The organism is Streptomyces sp. NPDC046335 (genome assembly GCF_055587985.1).
The window spans coordinates 79714-94437 of sequence record NZ_JBVJFF010000006.1 but is presented as its reverse complement, the minus strand read 5'-3'; the positions used below and the strand labels follow the sequence as shown (position 1 = coordinate 94437).

Here is a 14724-nt window from a genome sequence, read left to right as displayed (position 1 = left end):
TCGTCGGGCTCACCGCTCCGGCGGGAGCCACCTGGCGACGGCGAACGCGACCACCGTGATCGCGGCGGCCAGGGTCAGCGTCGCGGTGTGCAGGCCCCCGGTGAACCCGTCGACGACCGCCCGGTGCAGGTGGGGGTCGGAGGTGCGGGACACGGCCTCCGCGACCGTCGTCGGCCGATCGGGACCGGACAGCCGCGAGGGCAGTCGGGCCGTGAACACGGCAGCGGTGATGGTGCCGGTGACGGCGATGCCGACAGCACTGCCCAACTCCCTCGCGAGGCTCTGCAACGCGGAGCCCGTTCCGGCCCTCTCATCGGGCAGCGCGCTCATCATGGCGTGCGAGAGCAGCGGGCTCGCGGTGCCGCAGCCGAGGGCGGTGAGCCCGGCGCCCAGGGCGTAGAGCTCGTACGGGGTGCGGGCGTCGGCGGCCGACACCACGCACAGCCCGGCGGCCAGTACCAGCATCCCGATGAGGACGGTGCCGCGCCGGCCGCACACCCGCTCCAGCAGCAGGCCGATGCGCGGTCCGGCAAGGAGCGCCGCTGCCATCGGCAGCAACCGCAGCCCGGATTCGAGCGGCCCGTACCCCTTCGCGTACTGGAGGTACTGGCCGTTGAGGTAGAAGAGGCCGAACATCCCGGCGAAGAGCGCGGCCATCCCTGCCGCGCCCGCCCGCACGGCGGGCCGCGCGAAGAGCCGCGGGTCGAGGAGCGGGTCACGGGCGCGCAGTTCGTGCCGGGCCCAGGCGGCCAGCAGTACGACCGCCGCCGCGCAGGCGGCCAGCACGGGCGGGGCGCTCCAGCCGGATTGCGGGCCGGAGACGATCGCGTAGAGCAGGGCCAGGAATCCGGCGGTGAGCAGGGCGCCCGCGAGCGGCGCGGCGGGGCTCGGACGGCGGGCGGTGACGGGCGCAACGGCGGCCACCAGGAGCAGCGCGCACAGCGCGAGCGGGATCAGGCAGAGGAAGAGCGTGCGCCAACTGCCGTACTCGATGGCGGCACCGCCGCCCACGTTGCCAAGGACGGCAGCGAGCCCCGTCATCGACGCCCACACGGCGACGGCCTTGCGCCGGGCACGGTCGGGCAGGCCCTCGACCAGCAGGGCGAGCGTGGTGGGCAGCACGGCGGCCGCGCCGACGCCGCTGATCATGCGTCCGGCGATCAGCACGGCGATGTGCGGGGCAGCGGCGCAGATCACCGCGCCGAGGGTGAAGACCCCCATGCCGCACATGAGCGTCCCCTTGCGGCCCCTGCGATCGGCGAGCGCGCCGGCGGGCACCAACAGGCAGGCGAACATGACGACATAGCCGTCCACGACCCACACCACGGCCTGGGCGGAGGGCCGCAGGGCGTCGGCCGACAGGTCGGGGATGGCGAGGTTGACGGCGGAGACCATGCCGATGACCAAGGTGACGCACAGGCACATCGCCAGCGTGGTCAGCGCGGGCGGGCGGTTTGGGTGTGAGTGTGGGCGTGGATGTGGATGTGGGTGGACGGTGTCGGGGTGGCCGGTGGTGGGCACGGCGCGGGTGGCAGGGGTGGGATCGGCGTGATCCAACGGGACCTCCGTGGAACGGGCGTCGGCCCGCGAAGCCGCTACAGCAAGGAGCTGTCGTTGCTGTCGGAGCCGTCGTTGCTGTCGGCGCTGAGGGCGCGGTCGGTGTACTTGGTCGCCCGGTCGAGCGTGGCGTGCAGGGTCAGCCGGTCCCCGCGCAGGTGCAGGAACTCCAGGTCGGCCGGGCGGCCGTCGGCGAGGCGGGTGAGGCGTTCGACGGCGAGGATCGCGCCGCCCTCGGGCATCTCCAGGACCGCGCAGGTCGCCGGATCGGTGACCGTGGCGTGGACGGACACTTCGGCCGAGCCGAGGGGCATGCCCGTCGCGGTCTCGATCAGGTCGAAGACGTCGTGGTTCTCCAGCGTGCGTGGCGTCTTCCCGGCGTGCGCCAGGAGGGGCTCGCCCACCTCGGGAATCAGATACGTGCAGTCCAGGGAGAGGGGGACGCCGTCCACCCGGCGCAGCCGCTCCAGGTAGACGGCCGGGCCCCCTTCGGGCAGCTCCAGCCGGCGCGCGACCGTGAGCGGCGGCCGCAGGACGCGGGCCTCGCGTACCTCGTTGACGACGGTGCCGTGCCGCTGGAGCACCTCGGCGAGCCCCGAGAGTTCGCCCAGCGGATGCTCGTAGGCGCGGCCGATCACGACCGTGCCCACGCCCCGGCGGCGTTCGACTAGACCTTCGTCACGCAGGAGCCCCAGGGCCTCCCGGACGGTGTTCCGGGTGGCGTCGAACTCGGCGATCAGGGCGCGCTCGTCGGGCAGTACGCCACCGGGGAAGGCACCGCGCATGACCTGCCTGCGCAGCACACTGGCCACGGTCCGGGCCCGGTCGGCCCGCGTCAGCGGCACGCCGGACCCGTCACCCCTCGGCTTCGGATCGCGCATGGCTCCCTCAAGGTGGATACGTGGGTGTCCGGCGCGGGCAGAAACCCGTGCCGGACACCGACGCTAGGCGAGCAATGTTGCCGCGAAGTTACGCCACCCCATGTGACCTGCGGCGATGCCATGACCTGGGGTTTCATGGGCCGGCCGGCAGGGGTGCGCCACCAGCGCCGGTGGGCGGACCGAGGGGCCGGTCGGCGGACCGGGGAAAGGTGGGTCAGTCGGTGGAGTGGGGGACGGCGGGGTCGGGTCACTCGGGGCGCGCGGGCCTGGCCGCCAGTGACGCCGTGACGACCACCGGTGCCAGTCGCCCCGCGTCGCGCAGAGCCTCAGCGGTCATCTCCACCAGCCACACCGCGATGTCCGGCGACCACTCCCGTGTGCCGCAGCCGAACCGGACCGCCTCGCGCATCCCCTCGGTGTGCACCGCCCGGTCGAGATCGAGGTCCAGCCCCGGAAGCCCGCCGTCCGCCCCCGGTGTGAAGACGTCCACCGCCCCCTGCGACTTCTGCCGTACCGCCTCGCACAGGGCCGCCGCGTCGCGCGCGTCCGCGCCGCCCTCGCCGGGGCGGCAGGAGACGGTCACCACCACCTCGTACCGGGCATCCGGATCGGCAAGCTCGAACCACGACGCCAGCTCGGTCTGGTGGAAGGCCGTGTCGCGCTCGGTCGCCCCCAACGGCAGGTGGGCGTGCAGGCCCGTGAACGTCACCGCGCCCACGCGGGCCAGCGTCTCGGACAGCACCAGGGCGATCGGCCGGACAGGAAGTCCCGGACGCGCAGGATCGGTGCGAACCCCCGCACCCAGCCACGCCAACCGGCGCACCTCACCGTCCTGCGTCCAGTCGCCGCCGACCTCTTCGTGGGCCCACGCCGTGGGTTCGTGCTCGGCCGTGACCTCGCCGTCCTCGTGCAGCAGACCGCCCACGGTCCGCCAGCCGTAGGAACCGGCCCGGTCGACGGCGAGGAAAAGGAGGTCTTCCTCGACGGACCCCTCGGTATCAGCGTTGGCATCGGTGTCCCGCGTCATCACCCGGTCGAACCACGGATGAAGCTGGAGGGTCCCGTGCAGACCGACGACGACGGTGGGGGGAAACACAGGCAGGCACTCCCGGAAAAGAAAAGCAGGCGGTGCCGGAAGAGTATCTTCCGGCACCGCCTCAGCCGTTGATCACAGGCCGCAGGTCAGCTTCTGCGTCGCGGTGGTCTTCTTGGAGCTGTCGTCCGGGTAGCCGATCAGATCGACGTCGATGACGCTGCGGAAGGAGTTCACGCCCACGTTGGCCGTGCACTTGTACGCGGCCGCCGTGCGCTTGCCGCTGCCGCCCCCGGAGTAGACGTTCTTCGCCGCCTTGGTCAGGGTCTTCCACTCACCCCCGCGCTTGACCTGAAGCCAGACGGTGACCTTGGCCTTGACGCCCCTGGCCGGGCCGCTCAGGTTCTTCCACCAGCCGTGGGCGTTGATGTTTCCCCGCACGGTGTGCGAGAAGTGCACGGCGTCGCCACCGGTCTGGAACGCCCCGATGCCGGAGGCGCGGCTGGAGGTCGAAGCGGCGGCGCCGCTGTTCTGCGGAGTGTCGGAGCCGGCGGCCTGGGCCGGTGCGGCCACACCGACGGCGAGCAGAGTGGCAAGGGCGGCGGAAGCCGCTCCCATACGCATACGCACGTGAAATTCCCCCAAGAATCGTTCGGTCGCGGCATGTTCGGCGCGACGCTCGTACGTGCCGCAGTCTAAACACCTGGTCGGGGGCCTGTTCGCGGCGGTCCCCCCCATGAGCGGAGAGGGCGTGGCGTCAGTGGTCGCGCGGCGCGTACATGAGGACGCCCATCCCGATGAGGCAGATGACGGCGCCGGTGATGTCGTAGCGGTCGGGACGGTAGCCGTCGGCGACCATGCCCCAGGCGATCGACCCGGCGACGAAGACACCACCGTACGCGGCGAGGATGCGTCCGAAGTCGCCGTCGGACTGGAGGGTGGCGACGAATCCGTAGAGGCCGAGCGCGATGACGCCGGCGCCGATCCAGATCCAGCCCTTGTGTTCGCGGACGCCCTGCCACACCAGCCACGCCCCTCCGATCTCGAAGAGTGCGGCGACGGCGAACAGGGCGACGGAGCGGGCGACGAGCACGGTGGCGGGAGCTTTCTGTGGAGGAGCGGAGGCGGTAGCCGGGGCACGGTCGGCACTGCCGCTCGGAGGTGTCTCCGTCCGACGATCCGTCGGCTCCCGGCCCGTCTCAGTGGTGCGCGGGAAGCGTGATGCCGTAGGCCCTCATCTTGCGGTAGATCGTCGTACGGGAGATGCCGAGCCGCTGCGCCGCCAGCAGTTTGTTCCCGTCCGCCGCCAGCAGGGCCCGGACCAGGGTGTCACGCTCGGACGCCTCCCACGCGCTCAGGGACCGGCCGCCCGCGCTGTGCAGGGACGGTGGCAGGTCGCGGAGTTCGATCCGGTACGTGCGGCGGCCCGCGGCGGCCTTGTTCAGGACGAGATTCAGCTCGCGGACGTTGCCGGGCCAGTCGTGCCGGCGCAGCACAGGCAGCACCTCCGGTGCGCACTCCACGCCCGCGCCGACGCGTCGCAGCAGGCAGTCGACCAGGACCGGCAGGTCCGCGAGCCGGTGCCGCAGGGCGGGTACCGCTGCCGCTTCGGCGAAGCAGCGCCTCAGGGGCTCCGGCACGCCGGGAGCGCTGTGGAGCGTGCCCACGATCCATGTGCCCTCCGCCGCCGCGGCGTCCAGCGCCCGGGCGACGGCGAGTCCCTGCTCGGGGGGCACGGCGCCGACGTTCCGCAGGACCAGGGCGCGGCCGGGCCCGGTGGGCGCCGCGCGCAGGGCGGCCGACAGGTCGGCCCCGGTGCCGGCGGCCTGTGGGTCAGTGGCGTCCACGATCACCGGCACCCAGGCCGCCCCGGTCAGCGTGTGCGCGGCACGGACCAGCGCGGACTTCCCTGTCCCGGGCTCGCCGTGGAGCAGGAGCGGTGCCCGTTCGCGGGCGCGGCGCGACACCGTACGGGAGACGGCGTTCCATGCCGGGTCCGTCCCGGCCAGGCCCGGCAGCGGCCACGGCCGGTTCGCGTCCAGCTCCGCACGGGAGCGAGAGCCGGTACGCGAGCCGGTACGCGGACCGGTACTTGACCCCGCTCCGATACCGGAATGGCGGGCCTGGTCGGCGGGGCGGTCCACGAAGGCCAGTTCCAGCAGGTACCCGGCCGCGCCCGCCGGGCTGTCGATCCGGCGGCACCGCATCAGCACGGTCTCCCCGCCGGTCAGCTGCACCTGCTTGCGGGTGCGCGGCGCGTGCCCCAGTTCGGCGGCGGCCTCGTGCAGCAGCCGGTGGTCGTCGCCGGTGAGCCTCGCCGTGGCCGCGGGGTTGGCGAGCACGAGATCCTGGCCGAGGCAGAGCACCGGCCGGTCCCCGTAGTGGGTCACTTGCTGGAACGCCTCCAGCAGGGCCCGCTGGTGCGAGCTGCCGAACTCGTACATCGTGCGCTCGATGTCACCGGCGGCCTCCTGCACCAGGGCTGCCATGAGCGTGCGTGCCGGTCCGTTCCAGCAGGTCAGGTTCATGGCTCCCTCGACCCGCCCGGTGACCGAGTTGCGGATCGGGGCGGCCGCGCAGGAGACGTTCTGGAGGCGTTCGTTGAAGTGCTCGGTGCCCAGCACCACGTTGGGCCGACGGTCCTCCAGCGCGACTCCGATGCCGTTCGTACCGACGAACTGTTCGGCGTAGTTGAAGCCGGGCGCCAGGTGGACCCGGTCCAGGTGCGCCGAGAGCCGCTTCTCCCCGACGCGGCGGTCGCGTACCCAGCCTTTGCGGTCCGTCACGATCACACAGGCGTCGGAACCCGCCAGCGCCTGTTCCAGCCGGTCGAGGACCGGCGTGGCGGCGCGGACCAGGCGGCTCTCCCGGTCGTAGTCCGGCTGGTAGGGGACGACCACCTCGTCCGTGCCGATCCCCAGGTACTTGGAACGCCGCCAGGAGTTGCGGATGCCCTCGGGCACGACCTCCGCGGGCAGCTCCGCGTTCTCCAGGAACTTCAGGCGCGCTCGCGCGATGGTCCGGTCCCGCGCTGTGCCGTCGCTGAGCATGGCGCCTCCGATGAGCGTGTTTCCGCCATATTACGAACGCGTTTGCGCCTGTCAACGGGTGGTTCGCCATGACTTTCCCGGCCGTTCGCCGTGCCCGGCCGGGGGCGGCCCTGGTGTGTTCCACATTGAAAAACTCGACGGCGTCTCCCGCCCCCACGCTGATGGACAGCACCGCGGCACCGCAGCGACCTGCGGCCGCTCACCGTCGAGCACAGGAGCAGCACCATGACTTCCTCCGACAACGCGCCCCGTACCGCGATCGTCACCGGTGCCGCCCGTGGCATCGGCCGCGGCATCGCGGAGCGGCTGGCCCAGGACGGGCTGGATGTGGCCGTCGCCGACCTCCCCGGCATGAGCGAGGAGCTGAGCGAGGTGGCGGCCGGCATCGAGAAGACGGGCCGCCGCGCCCTCGCCGTGCACGCCGACGTGACGAGCAAGGAGCAGACCGACGCGCTCGTCGAAGAGGTGGCGGGCCGCTTCGGCAGGGTCGACGTCTACGTGGCCAACGCCGGTATCGCCAGGGTCACCCCGCTCCTCGACACCGGGGTCGAGGAGTTCGAGCAGATCATGGCCGTGAACCTGCGCGGCGTCTTCCTCTCCTACCAGGCCGCGGCACGGCAGATGATCGCCCAGGGCGGCGGCGGCAAGATCATCGGCGCGGCCTCGATCGTCGCGTACCGCCCGTTCGCGCTGCTCGGCACGTACTCGGCGTCGAAGTGGGGCGTACGCGGTCTGACCCAGGCCGCGGCCATGGAGTGGGCGCGGCACGGCATCACCGTCAACGCGTACTGCCCGGGCATCGTCGGCACCGACATGTGGGACCTGATCGACGAGCGGCTGGCCGAGGAGGGGGGTCTCCGGAAGGGCCAGGCCATCAGCAAGCACGCGGAGGCGATAGCGCTCGGCCGGGTCGAGGAGCCCGCGGACGTCGCGTCCTTCGTCTCCTACCTGGCCTCGCGGGACTCGGACTACATGACGGGACAGTCCGTCATGATCGACGGCGGAATCCAGTTCTCCTGACGCGCTCCGACTTCTTCCACGCATCGCGAACTGAGGAGACAACGATGTATTCCAAGGACGGCGAGAACTACTTCATCGTGGACGCGCACGTCGCGCTCTGGGACGCGCGCCCGGAGAACCAGCTCAACATCCACGGCAAGCAGTTCATCGACTGCTTCTACGACTACCACCGCAACCTGAGCCCGGAATCGGAACTGTGGCCGTACGAGGAGTACCTCTACTACGGCGGCGAGCGTCTGATGAAGGACCTTTTCGTCGAGGGGTACGTGGACCACGCCATCTTCCAGCCCGCGCGGCTGGGAGCGTTCTACCGCAACGGCTTCGGGCAGACCGAGGAGTCCTTCGCGCTCGCCCGGCGGCACCCGGACAAGCTGACGTACAACCACTCCTGGGACCCCCGGTACGAACAGAAGGGCCTCGACCAACTGCGGCGGGACGCCGAGCGGTTCCAGCTCAAGGGCGTGAAGCTGTACACCGCCGAGTGGAAGGGCGACAGCCGCGGCTACAAGCTCGACGACCCGTGGACCTACCGCTACCTCGAAGCGTGCCAGGAACTCGGGATCAACAACATCCACGTCCACAAGGGGCCGACGATCCGGCCGCTCGACCGCGACGCGTTCGACGTGGCGGACGTCGACAGGGCGGCCACGCGGTTCCCCGAGATGAACTTCGTCGTCGAGCACTGTGGCCTGCCCCGCCTTGAGGACTTCTGCTGGATCGCCACGCAGGAGCCCAACGTGCACGCGGGGCTCGCGGTCGCGATGCCCTTCATCCACAGCAGGCCGCGGTACTTCGCGCAGATCATCGGCGAACTCCTCTACTGGCTGGACGAGGACCGCATCCAGTTCTCCAGCGACTACGCGCTGTGGACGCCCCGCTGGCTGATCGAGCGGTTCGTCGACTTCCAGATCCCCGAGGACATGACCGAGTACGCGCCGATCACCCTGGCGCAGAAGAAGAAGATCCTCGGACTGAACGCGGCCACGATGTACGACATCGAGGTCCCGGCCGGGCTGGGCGTCGCCGAACCGGCGGTGGCCTGAGATGCCCGCCGACCCACGGGAAGAGGCAGCTCGCGCGGCCCTCGACGCGGTCCTCGACCCGGAGCTGGACGAGCCGATCACCGACCTCGGCTTCGTACGCTCCGTGACGGTGACTCCCGACGGCGCCCTCACCGTTCACCTCAGGCTCCCCACCTCCTTCTGTTCGCCGAACTTCGCGTACTTGATGGCCTCCGACTCCAAGGACGCGCTGACGGCGCTGCCCTGGACCCGGGACGTCGTCGTGCTGCTCGACGACCACCACGACTCCGACCTGATCAACCGCGGCCTGGCAGCGGACGCGGGCTACCGCGGGACGTTCGGGGCCGAGGCGGAGAAGGATCTCGAAGCGCTCCGGCTGACCTTCCGCCGCAAGGCCCATGCCGCGGCGATGGAGCGGGCGCTGGCCCTCCTGCTCCGGGCACGGCCCGGCCTCGCCGAGGAGGACCTGTACGACGTGGTGCTCGGCGACCTGCCCGACGCGGCGGCGTCCGGCGCGCTGCTGCGACGGCGCGCGGCGCTGGGCCTCGGGGTGGCACCGTCCGACCCGGTCCTGGTGGACGAGGAGGGGCGGCGCCACCCGCCGGGGGAGATCCCGCTCCGGCTGCGCTTCGCCCGTGCGGTACGGGTGTCGATCGACGGCAACGCGCACTTCTGCCGGGGGCTGCTCCGCACCCGGTACCCGCAGTCAGCGGCCGACCAGTCCCCGCGCGCGGGGGAACCCCTCCACCTCACCGCTCCGCGGAAGGAGAACGTCTCGTGAAAGCAGTCCAGGTCGTCGGCTACGGCCAGAACCTCAAGATGGCCGAGGTCCCGGCGCCCGGGATCACCGGCCCGTACGACGTGATCGTCAGGATCGGCGGAGCCGGGGTGTGCCGCACCGACATCCACATCCTGGAGGGCCAGTGGGCCGAGAAGTCCGGGGTGGCGCTGCCCTACACGATCGGACACGAGAACGCCGGCTGGGTCCACGCGACCGGCAGCGCCGTCACCAACGTCTCCGAGGGCGACAAGGTCATCGTGCACCCGCTGATCACCTGCGGACTGTGCCGGGCCTGCCGGGCGGGTGACGACGTGCACTGCGAGAACAACCTCTTCCCCGGCATCGACACGGCCGGCGGTTACGCCGAGTACCTCAAGACCTCCGCGCGCAGCGTCGTGCGGATCGACGACTCCCTCGAACCGGCCGATGTCGCGGCCCTCGCCGACGCGGGCCTGACGGCGTACCACGCGGCGGCCAAGGCAGCCCGGAAGCTGCGGCCGGGTGACCGCTGCGTCGTGATCGGCGCGGGCGGCCTCGGACACATCGGCGTACAGGTGCTCAAGGCCATCACCGCCGCCGAGATCGTCGTCGTCGACCGCAACCCCGAAGCGGTCTCCCTCGCCGTCTCCATCGGGGCCGACCACGGCGTCGTCGCCGACGGCGGCCAGGTGGACCGGGTGCGCGAACTGACCGGCGGGCGGGGCGCGGAGACGGTCATCGACTTCGTCGGTGAGGGCGGCTCCACCAAGGACGGCGTCGGCATGCTGCGCCAGGCCGGCGACTACCACGTCGTCGGCTACGGCGAGAACATCGACGTCCCGACCATCGACATCATCTCCGCCGAGATCAACTTCATCGGCAACCTCGTCGGGTCCTACAACGACCTGTGCGAGCTGATGGTCCTCGCCGCGCAGGGCCGCGTGCGCCTGCACACCGCCAAGTACCCTCTCGACCGCTTCCAGGACGCCCTGGACGACCTCGCCGGCGGCCGGATCCGGGGCCGGGCGATCCTCACCCCGTGATGACGTCGGCGGCCTCCGGTGCGACGGGTGTGGCGTACAGGACGAGGTTGCGCTGGTACCGGCGGGCCGCCCGGTCGTAGGGCCCGGCGCAGGTCACGAGCGCCAAGCGGTGGGGGCCGCCGCCGGTGAAGAGGTCGGCCGGCAGCCGTTCCTGCCGGTATGTGCGCCGCGCCGCGACCCGGTAGACGCGGACCCGCTCGTCGGCACCCGCCACTTCGATACGGGCGCCCAGCGGCATCCGGTGCAGAGCGGCGAAGGACCCGAGTCCGCCCTCCCGGGTGTCGACGTGCCCGGCGATCAGCACGGTGCCCTCCGAGGCGCCGACGCCGGCCCCCAGCGCCCACCATCCGCCGGTGCCCCCGCTCTCCGGCAGGGACAGGGCCCCGTCACGTCCGGCGGCGACCGGTACGACGGCGGCGTCGAGGCCCTCCGGTCCGCGGACGCGTGCCGGGGGCGAGGCGGCCGCCCTGGCACCGCCGACCGCACCGCGTACGGCGGCGGGCAGCGCGCCCGCGTCCGCCGCGCCGGGGTGCGCCGTGCCGGGGAGCAGCCACCCGGCGGCCACCGCGCTCAGCCCGCATCCGGTCATGAGCAGGGCGGCCGACCGGTGGCGTGCCATGGCTTCAGCGACGCTCGGCCGAGCGGCGCCGGGTGCGCCAGGACCAGGCGGCTCCTCCGGCGGCGAGGAGACCGCCGAGCATGCTGAGAACCCCTGTCACGGCCAGGGAGTCGTCACTGATCAGGGAGGTGTCGGCGGCCAGTTGGCCGCTGACGCCGGCGCGGACCGTCCCGGCGTCCTCGGCCGTGTGACAGGTGCCGCCGCGGACCATGTCCAGATGCATCGCCACGACCGGGCGTGCGGCGCGCGCGGCGGCCTTGACCTCGGCGTTCTTGCCCGCCTTGAGCTCCTGGTCGATCAACGCGAGCGTCTTGCGGTGCGCGGCGTCCTGAGCGGTGAGCCAGGCCGCGTCATACGCGCGACTGCCTGCCTTCGCCTGCACGGCGGCCAGTTCCTTCTTCTGCTGCGCGGACGGCGAGCCGGGCAGCGTCACGTTCAGCTTTCCGGCGAGCGTCTTCAGGTCCGCGTCCAGTTTGGAGTGGTCCCGCACCAGGACGTCACCGGCGTGCTTCACACACGGGGTGGTGGCGTTCTTCCGGGCGTCGTGGCCTGCCGCGATCTCCGCGAGATTGCCCTGATGGGCCTGGGCCGCGAACATCTTGTCCTGGTTGTTCACCTCGGCGGCGAACGCGTACGGCGCGGATATACCGGACAGTGTCACCGCCACGGCGGCGGCGGACAGCAGTCGTCTACGCATGGGTACTGCTGCCTTCGACCCGGCCGAAGAACGCTCCGTGCGTCGGCCGGTGATCGGAAACGTGCGCTGGTCAGCGCCCCGTTTCTGCCATGCCTCCCACCCTCGGCGCCGGAACTCACCGACATGGCGGGGCGCTCACCCGTACGGCCGACACGTGCGAGCGGCCCACGCCCTGACGCCCGCGGCCGCCCTCAGCCCACATAACGGCGGGCGGACGAGTGCTGCTGTGCCTCTTCCAGGGCCCGCAGCCGCGCCTCGGCGGCCCGGGGCAGCACGCGGCGCTCGCGCACCACCCACGGCAGAACGGCCGCGGCTTGCGCGAAGGCCCGCAGGGACACCGCGTCGCGTGGGACCGTGCGGGCCAGATACGCGGTCCGGCGCAGGGCGGGCCAGGCCGGGCGCCGCAGCCAGGTGAACCACAGGGTGTTGCGGATGCCGTGGGCCCTGCGCAGCGTCGCGTCCCGTACGCGGGACGGGTGGTGATGAACCGTCAGTTGGTCGGCGTACACCAGCCACCAGCCGGCCGCGGCCAGATCGGCGGCGAGCAGTTCTTCCTCACCGCCCAGCCACAGCCGGGCGTTGAAGCCGCCCGCGGCGCGGAAGGCGTCGGTGCGCAGTACGGTCGCCGCGGCCAGGAAGGAGCCGAGGGCGGGCCCTGGCAGCCAGTCGGGGCCACGCACGGGCGAGTTGCGCAGCTCCTCGGTGATCGGGTCCTCGGTGCCCTCGGGTTCGACCAGGATGCGGGCGGTGACGGTGGCGATACCGGGATGCCGGTCGAGGAGGTCGGCGGCGCCGGTCAGCGATCCGGGCGCCCACCAGGAGTCGTCGTCGCAGAACGCCACGTAGGGCGTACGGACTCCGTGCACGGCGAGGTTGCGGCCGACGGCGCCCAGATTGCGGCCGGGGCGCAGCAGCCGTACCGACGGATGGTGGCGGGCGACGGCGTCCGCGGTGCCGTCGGATGAGGCGTTGTCGACGACGACCACCTCCGGTTCCTCGGGGAGTTCGGCCAGCCGGTCCAGGGTGCGCAGCAGCTCCGGGCGGCGGTTGTGGGTGATGACGACGACGGTGGTGCGGGGGTCGCTCATGGCGGTGCTCCGTCCAGCGTGCAGGCGGCTTGCTCGAGGTGCTGGGGGAGGGGACGGCGGGCACGCAGGGCGTTCGGCAGACGGGCGATGGTCTCGCGCAGGGCCTGCCGGGCGGCCGGGTCGTGGAGGGCGTCGGCGGCCAGGCGGCGGGTGCGGGCGAGGGCGAGCGGCAGGGGGCGGCGCAACCACAGGGTGAGGAGTTCGTTGCGCAGCATTCTGGCCGGGCGGCCGCCGCGGGGGGCCGGGTCCGGGTGGTGGTGGGCGACCACGTCCGGGCAGTGGGTGACGCCCCAGTCGCGTGCGGCCAGGTCGTAGGCGAGCATCGTCTCCTCGCCGCCGAAGAACAGCAGCGGATGGAAGCCGCCCACGCCGAGGTACGCCTCGCGGCGGAAGACGGAGGCGCAGGCGAGGAAGCCGAGAACTTGAGTGCCCGGCAGGTCGTCCGCCGGGCCGAGGGGGGAGGTGGCGAGGACGTCGTTGAGGGGGTCGGGTTCCTCGTCCGGGCCCACCAGGGTGCGGGCGGAGATCAGGCCCAGCCGCGGGTGCGTGTCCAGCAGTTTGGCGGCGTGCTCCAGGGCGCCGGGTGCCCACCAGGAGTCGTCGTCGCTGAAGGCCACGTAGGGGGTCCGCAGGGCCCGTACGCCGTTGGTGCGGGCCAGAGCGCCCCGGTTGCGGGGCAGGGACATCACCCGGACCCGCGGGAAGTCACGGGCGAGCCGGGCGCGGGTGCCGTCGGTGGAGGCGTTGTCCACGACCAGGATCTCCGGCTGCTCGGGCAGGTCGAGCAGGTGCCGCAGGGTGCGGGCCAGGCTGTCCGCGCGGTTGCGGGTGGCGATGACGACGCCGGTTTCGGGGCCGGTGCCGGGGCCGGTGCCGGGGCCGGTGCCGGGGGTGTGGTTCATGAGGCGTGGGGGAGTCGGTCGAGGGCCTGGAGAACGTCGTCGGCGTTGATGCGCAGCAGTGCGGGGTCGGTGCGGCGGCCGTGCGGGTCGCCGTCCGGGCCGGGGTGCCACAGCACTTGGTGGCGGGGGTCGTCCGGTGGGCCCCAGAGGCTCGGCGGGACCGGGCCGAACAGGGTGACCGAGGGGGCGCCGTGGGCCACGGCGAGGTGGGCGATGCCGGTGTCACCGCTGACGACCGCGTGGGCTCCGGCGACGAGCGCGGAGAGCCGTTCGAAGGGCGGGCCACCGGCGAAGGTGTCCGTGTCGGGCAACTGGGCTTGCTTGGCGAGGCGGGCCACGAGGTCATCCTCGCCCGGACCTCCGGTGACCACGACCCGGCGGCCCCGCTCGCGCAGGGCGCCGGCGACGGCCGCGTAGCGGTCGACGGGCCAGCACCGCGAGGGGGCGCCCGCGCCGGGGTGCAGGACGACGGCGTCGGGTGCGGGGGAGGGATCCGGCGGGGCAGGCAGCCGTAGGTCGGTGGGGTCGGCCGGGATGCCGTAGAACTCCACGAAGCGGCACCAGCGCTCCCGTTCGTGTTCCTCCGCCCACCATGGCGGTCCCTCGATCTCCGGGGTCTCCGGGTGGGCGAAGGCGAACAGGCGCCGCGGGTTCAGCGTCTGGAGCAGGCGGTGGCTGGGCGGCCCGTTGCCGTGCAGGTCCACGGCGATGTCGGGCGGCGGGCCCGACCAGTCCAGGCGCTCCGGTACGGCTCGGCCGGGGGCGGACGCGGGCAGCAGCCGGTCGACGACGCCGCTCGCCGCGGCGACCGGCGCCAGCTCGGCGGGCGCGGCCAGCACCAGTTCATGCCCGGGGAAGCCTCGCCGCAGGGCACGGAGCGCCGGTACCGCGGCGAGCAGATCGCCGAGCCCCAACGCACGCAACACAAGTAGCCGCCCCCGCATCATCGCCCCCACTCCGCTGCCGTGCCTTGCGCGTCCCGGTCCACCGGGGCCCGCTCGACTGCGCCCCGCCCACGCGGAACGCGGGCCTCCGCCTGGGGGACGCCTGTG

General features: G+C 72.6%; 15 protein-coding genes. 4 read left to right on the top strand and 11 right to left on the bottom strand.

The window, feature by feature from the left end; all coding sequences use genetic code 11:
- Window positions 1-9: 9 nt before the first annotated feature.
- The 6 genes from ACZ6JY_RS15935 to ACZ6JY_RS15910 form a co-directional block, all read right to left on the bottom strand.
- Window positions 10-1425 (bottom strand): MFS transporter, encoded by a 1416-nt coding sequence (locus ACZ6JY_RS15935; protein ID WP_469196348.1) that lies wholly within the window; start codon window positions 1423-1425, stop codon window positions 10-12.
- A gap of 170 nt (window positions 1426-1595) precedes the next feature.
- A complete protein-coding gene (locus tag ACZ6JY_RS15930) occupies window positions 1596-2438 on the bottom strand; it encodes a GntR family transcriptional regulator (RefSeq protein WP_469196346.1) in 843 nt (280 codons plus the stop codon).
- A 247-nt stretch (window positions 2439-2685) separates the two neighbouring features.
- The gene (locus ACZ6JY_RS15925; protein ID WP_469196345.1) at window positions 2686-3534 is read right to left on the bottom strand and encodes a hypothetical protein; all 849 of its coding nucleotides are present in this window, start codon (window positions 3532-3534) and stop codon (window positions 2686-2688) included.
- 72 nt (window positions 3535-3606) lie between these two features.
- A complete protein-coding gene (locus ACZ6JY_RS15920) occupies window positions 3607-4101 on the bottom strand; it encodes a hypothetical protein (RefSeq protein ID WP_469196343.1) in 495 nt (164 codons plus the stop codon).
- 127 nt (window positions 4102-4228) lie between these two features.
- On the bottom strand, window positions 4229-4564 hold the full coding sequence (locus ACZ6JY_RS15915; RefSeq protein WP_469196340.1) for a YnfA family protein: 336 nt from the start codon (window positions 4562-4564) through the stop codon (window positions 4229-4231).
- Window positions 4565-4670: 106 nt separating this feature from the next.
- Window positions 4671-6521 carry a sigma-54-dependent Fis family transcriptional regulator gene (locus ACZ6JY_RS15910; protein WP_469196338.1) on the bottom strand — a complete coding sequence of 617 codons (1851 nt, stop codon included), beginning with the start codon at window positions 6519-6521 and terminating at the stop codon, window positions 4671-4673.
- Window positions 6522-6746: 225 nt separating this feature from the next.
- Here ACZ6JY_RS15910 and ACZ6JY_RS15905 point away from each other — a divergent pair, with 225 nt between their 5' ends.
- The 4 genes from ACZ6JY_RS15905 to ACZ6JY_RS15890 are packed head-to-tail and all read left to right on the top strand — an operon-like array spanning window position 6747 to window position 10366.
- The gene (locus ACZ6JY_RS15905; RefSeq protein WP_469196336.1) at window positions 6747-7541 is read left to right on the top strand and encodes an acetoin reductase; all 795 of its coding nucleotides are present in this window, start codon (window positions 6747-6749) and stop codon (window positions 7539-7541) included.
- A gap of 44 nt (window positions 7542-7585) precedes the next feature.
- A complete protein-coding gene (locus ACZ6JY_RS15900) occupies window positions 7586-8584 on the top strand; it encodes an amidohydrolase family protein (RefSeq protein ID WP_469196334.1) in 999 nt (332 codons plus the stop codon).
- A gap of 1 nt (window position 8585) precedes the next feature.
- Complete coding sequence (locus ACZ6JY_RS15895) at window positions 8586-9344, top strand: metal-sulfur cluster assembly factor (RefSeq protein WP_469196332.1); 759 nt, start codon at window positions 8586-8588, stop codon at window positions 9342-9344.
- Window positions 9341-10366: an NAD(P)-dependent alcohol dehydrogenase gene (locus ACZ6JY_RS15890; RefSeq protein ID WP_469196330.1), complete on the top strand. Its 1026-nt coding sequence runs from the start codon at window positions 9341-9343 to the stop codon at window positions 10364-10366. The genes ACZ6JY_RS15895 and ACZ6JY_RS15890 overlap by 4 nt, the downstream gene beginning before the upstream one ends.
- Here the strand turns inward: ACZ6JY_RS15890 and ACZ6JY_RS15885 are convergent.
- From ACZ6JY_RS15885 to ACZ6JY_RS15865, 5 genes are all read right to left on the bottom strand, one after another.
- A complete protein-coding gene (locus ACZ6JY_RS15885; protein ID WP_469196328.1) occupies window positions 10356-10985 on the bottom strand; it encodes a class F sortase in 630 nt (209 codons plus the stop codon). The genes ACZ6JY_RS15890 and ACZ6JY_RS15885 overlap by 11 nt on opposite strands.
- A 4-nt stretch (window positions 10986-10989) precedes the next feature.
- Entirely contained in the window at window positions 10990-11682 is a 693-nt protein-coding gene (locus ACZ6JY_RS15880) for a DUF4142 domain-containing protein (RefSeq protein WP_469196326.1), read from the bottom strand.
- Window positions 11683-11873: 191 nt separating this feature from the next.
- Window positions 11874-12770, bottom strand: a complete 897-nt coding sequence (locus ACZ6JY_RS15875) for a glycosyltransferase family 2 protein (RefSeq protein ID WP_469196324.1) — start codon at window positions 12768-12770, stop codon at window positions 11874-11876.
- The gene (locus tag ACZ6JY_RS15870; RefSeq protein ID WP_469196322.1) at window positions 12767-13672 is read right to left on the bottom strand and encodes a glycosyltransferase family 2 protein; all 906 of its coding nucleotides are present in this window, start codon (window positions 13670-13672) and stop codon (window positions 12767-12769) included. The genes ACZ6JY_RS15875 and ACZ6JY_RS15870 overlap by 4 nt, the downstream gene beginning before the upstream one ends.
- Complete coding sequence (locus tag ACZ6JY_RS15865; protein WP_469196320.1) at window positions 13669-14619, bottom strand: glycosyltransferase family 9 protein; 951 nt, start codon at window positions 14617-14619, stop codon at window positions 13669-13671. The genes ACZ6JY_RS15870 and ACZ6JY_RS15865 overlap by 4 nt, the downstream gene beginning before the upstream one ends.
- Between the last annotated feature and the right edge of the window lie 105 nt (window positions 14620-14724).

Coding starts and splice junctions, on each gene's coding strand:
- ACZ6JY_RS15910 (WP_469196338.1), bottom strand. CDS start 6,521: ATGCTCAGCGACGGCACAGCGCGGGACCGGACCATCGCGCGAGCGCGC.
- ACZ6JY_RS15870 (WP_469196322.1), bottom strand. CDS start 13,672: ATGAACCACACCCCCGGCACCGGCCCCGGCACCGGCCCCGGCACCGGC.
- ACZ6JY_RS15930 (WP_469196346.1), bottom strand. CDS start 2,438: ATGCGCGATCCGAAGCCGAGGGGTGACGGGTCCGGCGTGCCGCTGACG.
- ACZ6JY_RS15905 (WP_469196336.1), top strand. CDS start 6,747: ATGACTTCCTCCGACAACGCGCCCCGTACCGCGATCGTCACCGGTGCC.
- ACZ6JY_RS15935 (WP_469196348.1), bottom strand. CDS start 1,425: ATGTGCCTGTGCGTCACCTTGGTCATCGGCATGGTCTCCGCCGTCAAC.
- ACZ6JY_RS15880 (WP_469196326.1), bottom strand. CDS start 11,682: ATGCGTAGACGACTGCTGTCCGCCGCCGCCGTGGCGGTGACACTGTCC.
- ACZ6JY_RS15895 (WP_469196332.1), top strand. CDS start 8,586: ATGCCCGCCGACCCACGGGAAGAGGCAGCTCGCGCGGCCCTCGACGCG.
- ACZ6JY_RS15900 (WP_469196334.1), top strand. CDS start 7,586: ATGTATTCCAAGGACGGCGAGAACTACTTCATCGTGGACGCGCACGTC.
- ACZ6JY_RS15875 (WP_469196324.1), bottom strand. CDS start 12,770: ATGAGCGACCCCCGCACCACCGTCGTCGTCATCACCCACAACCGCCGC.
- ACZ6JY_RS15885 (WP_469196328.1), bottom strand. CDS start 10,985: ATGGCACGCCACCGGTCGGCCGCCCTGCTCATGACCGGATGCGGGCTG.
- ACZ6JY_RS15865 (WP_469196320.1), bottom strand. CDS start 14,619: ATGATGCGGGGGCGGCTACTTGTGTTGCGTGCGTTGGGGCTCGGCGAT.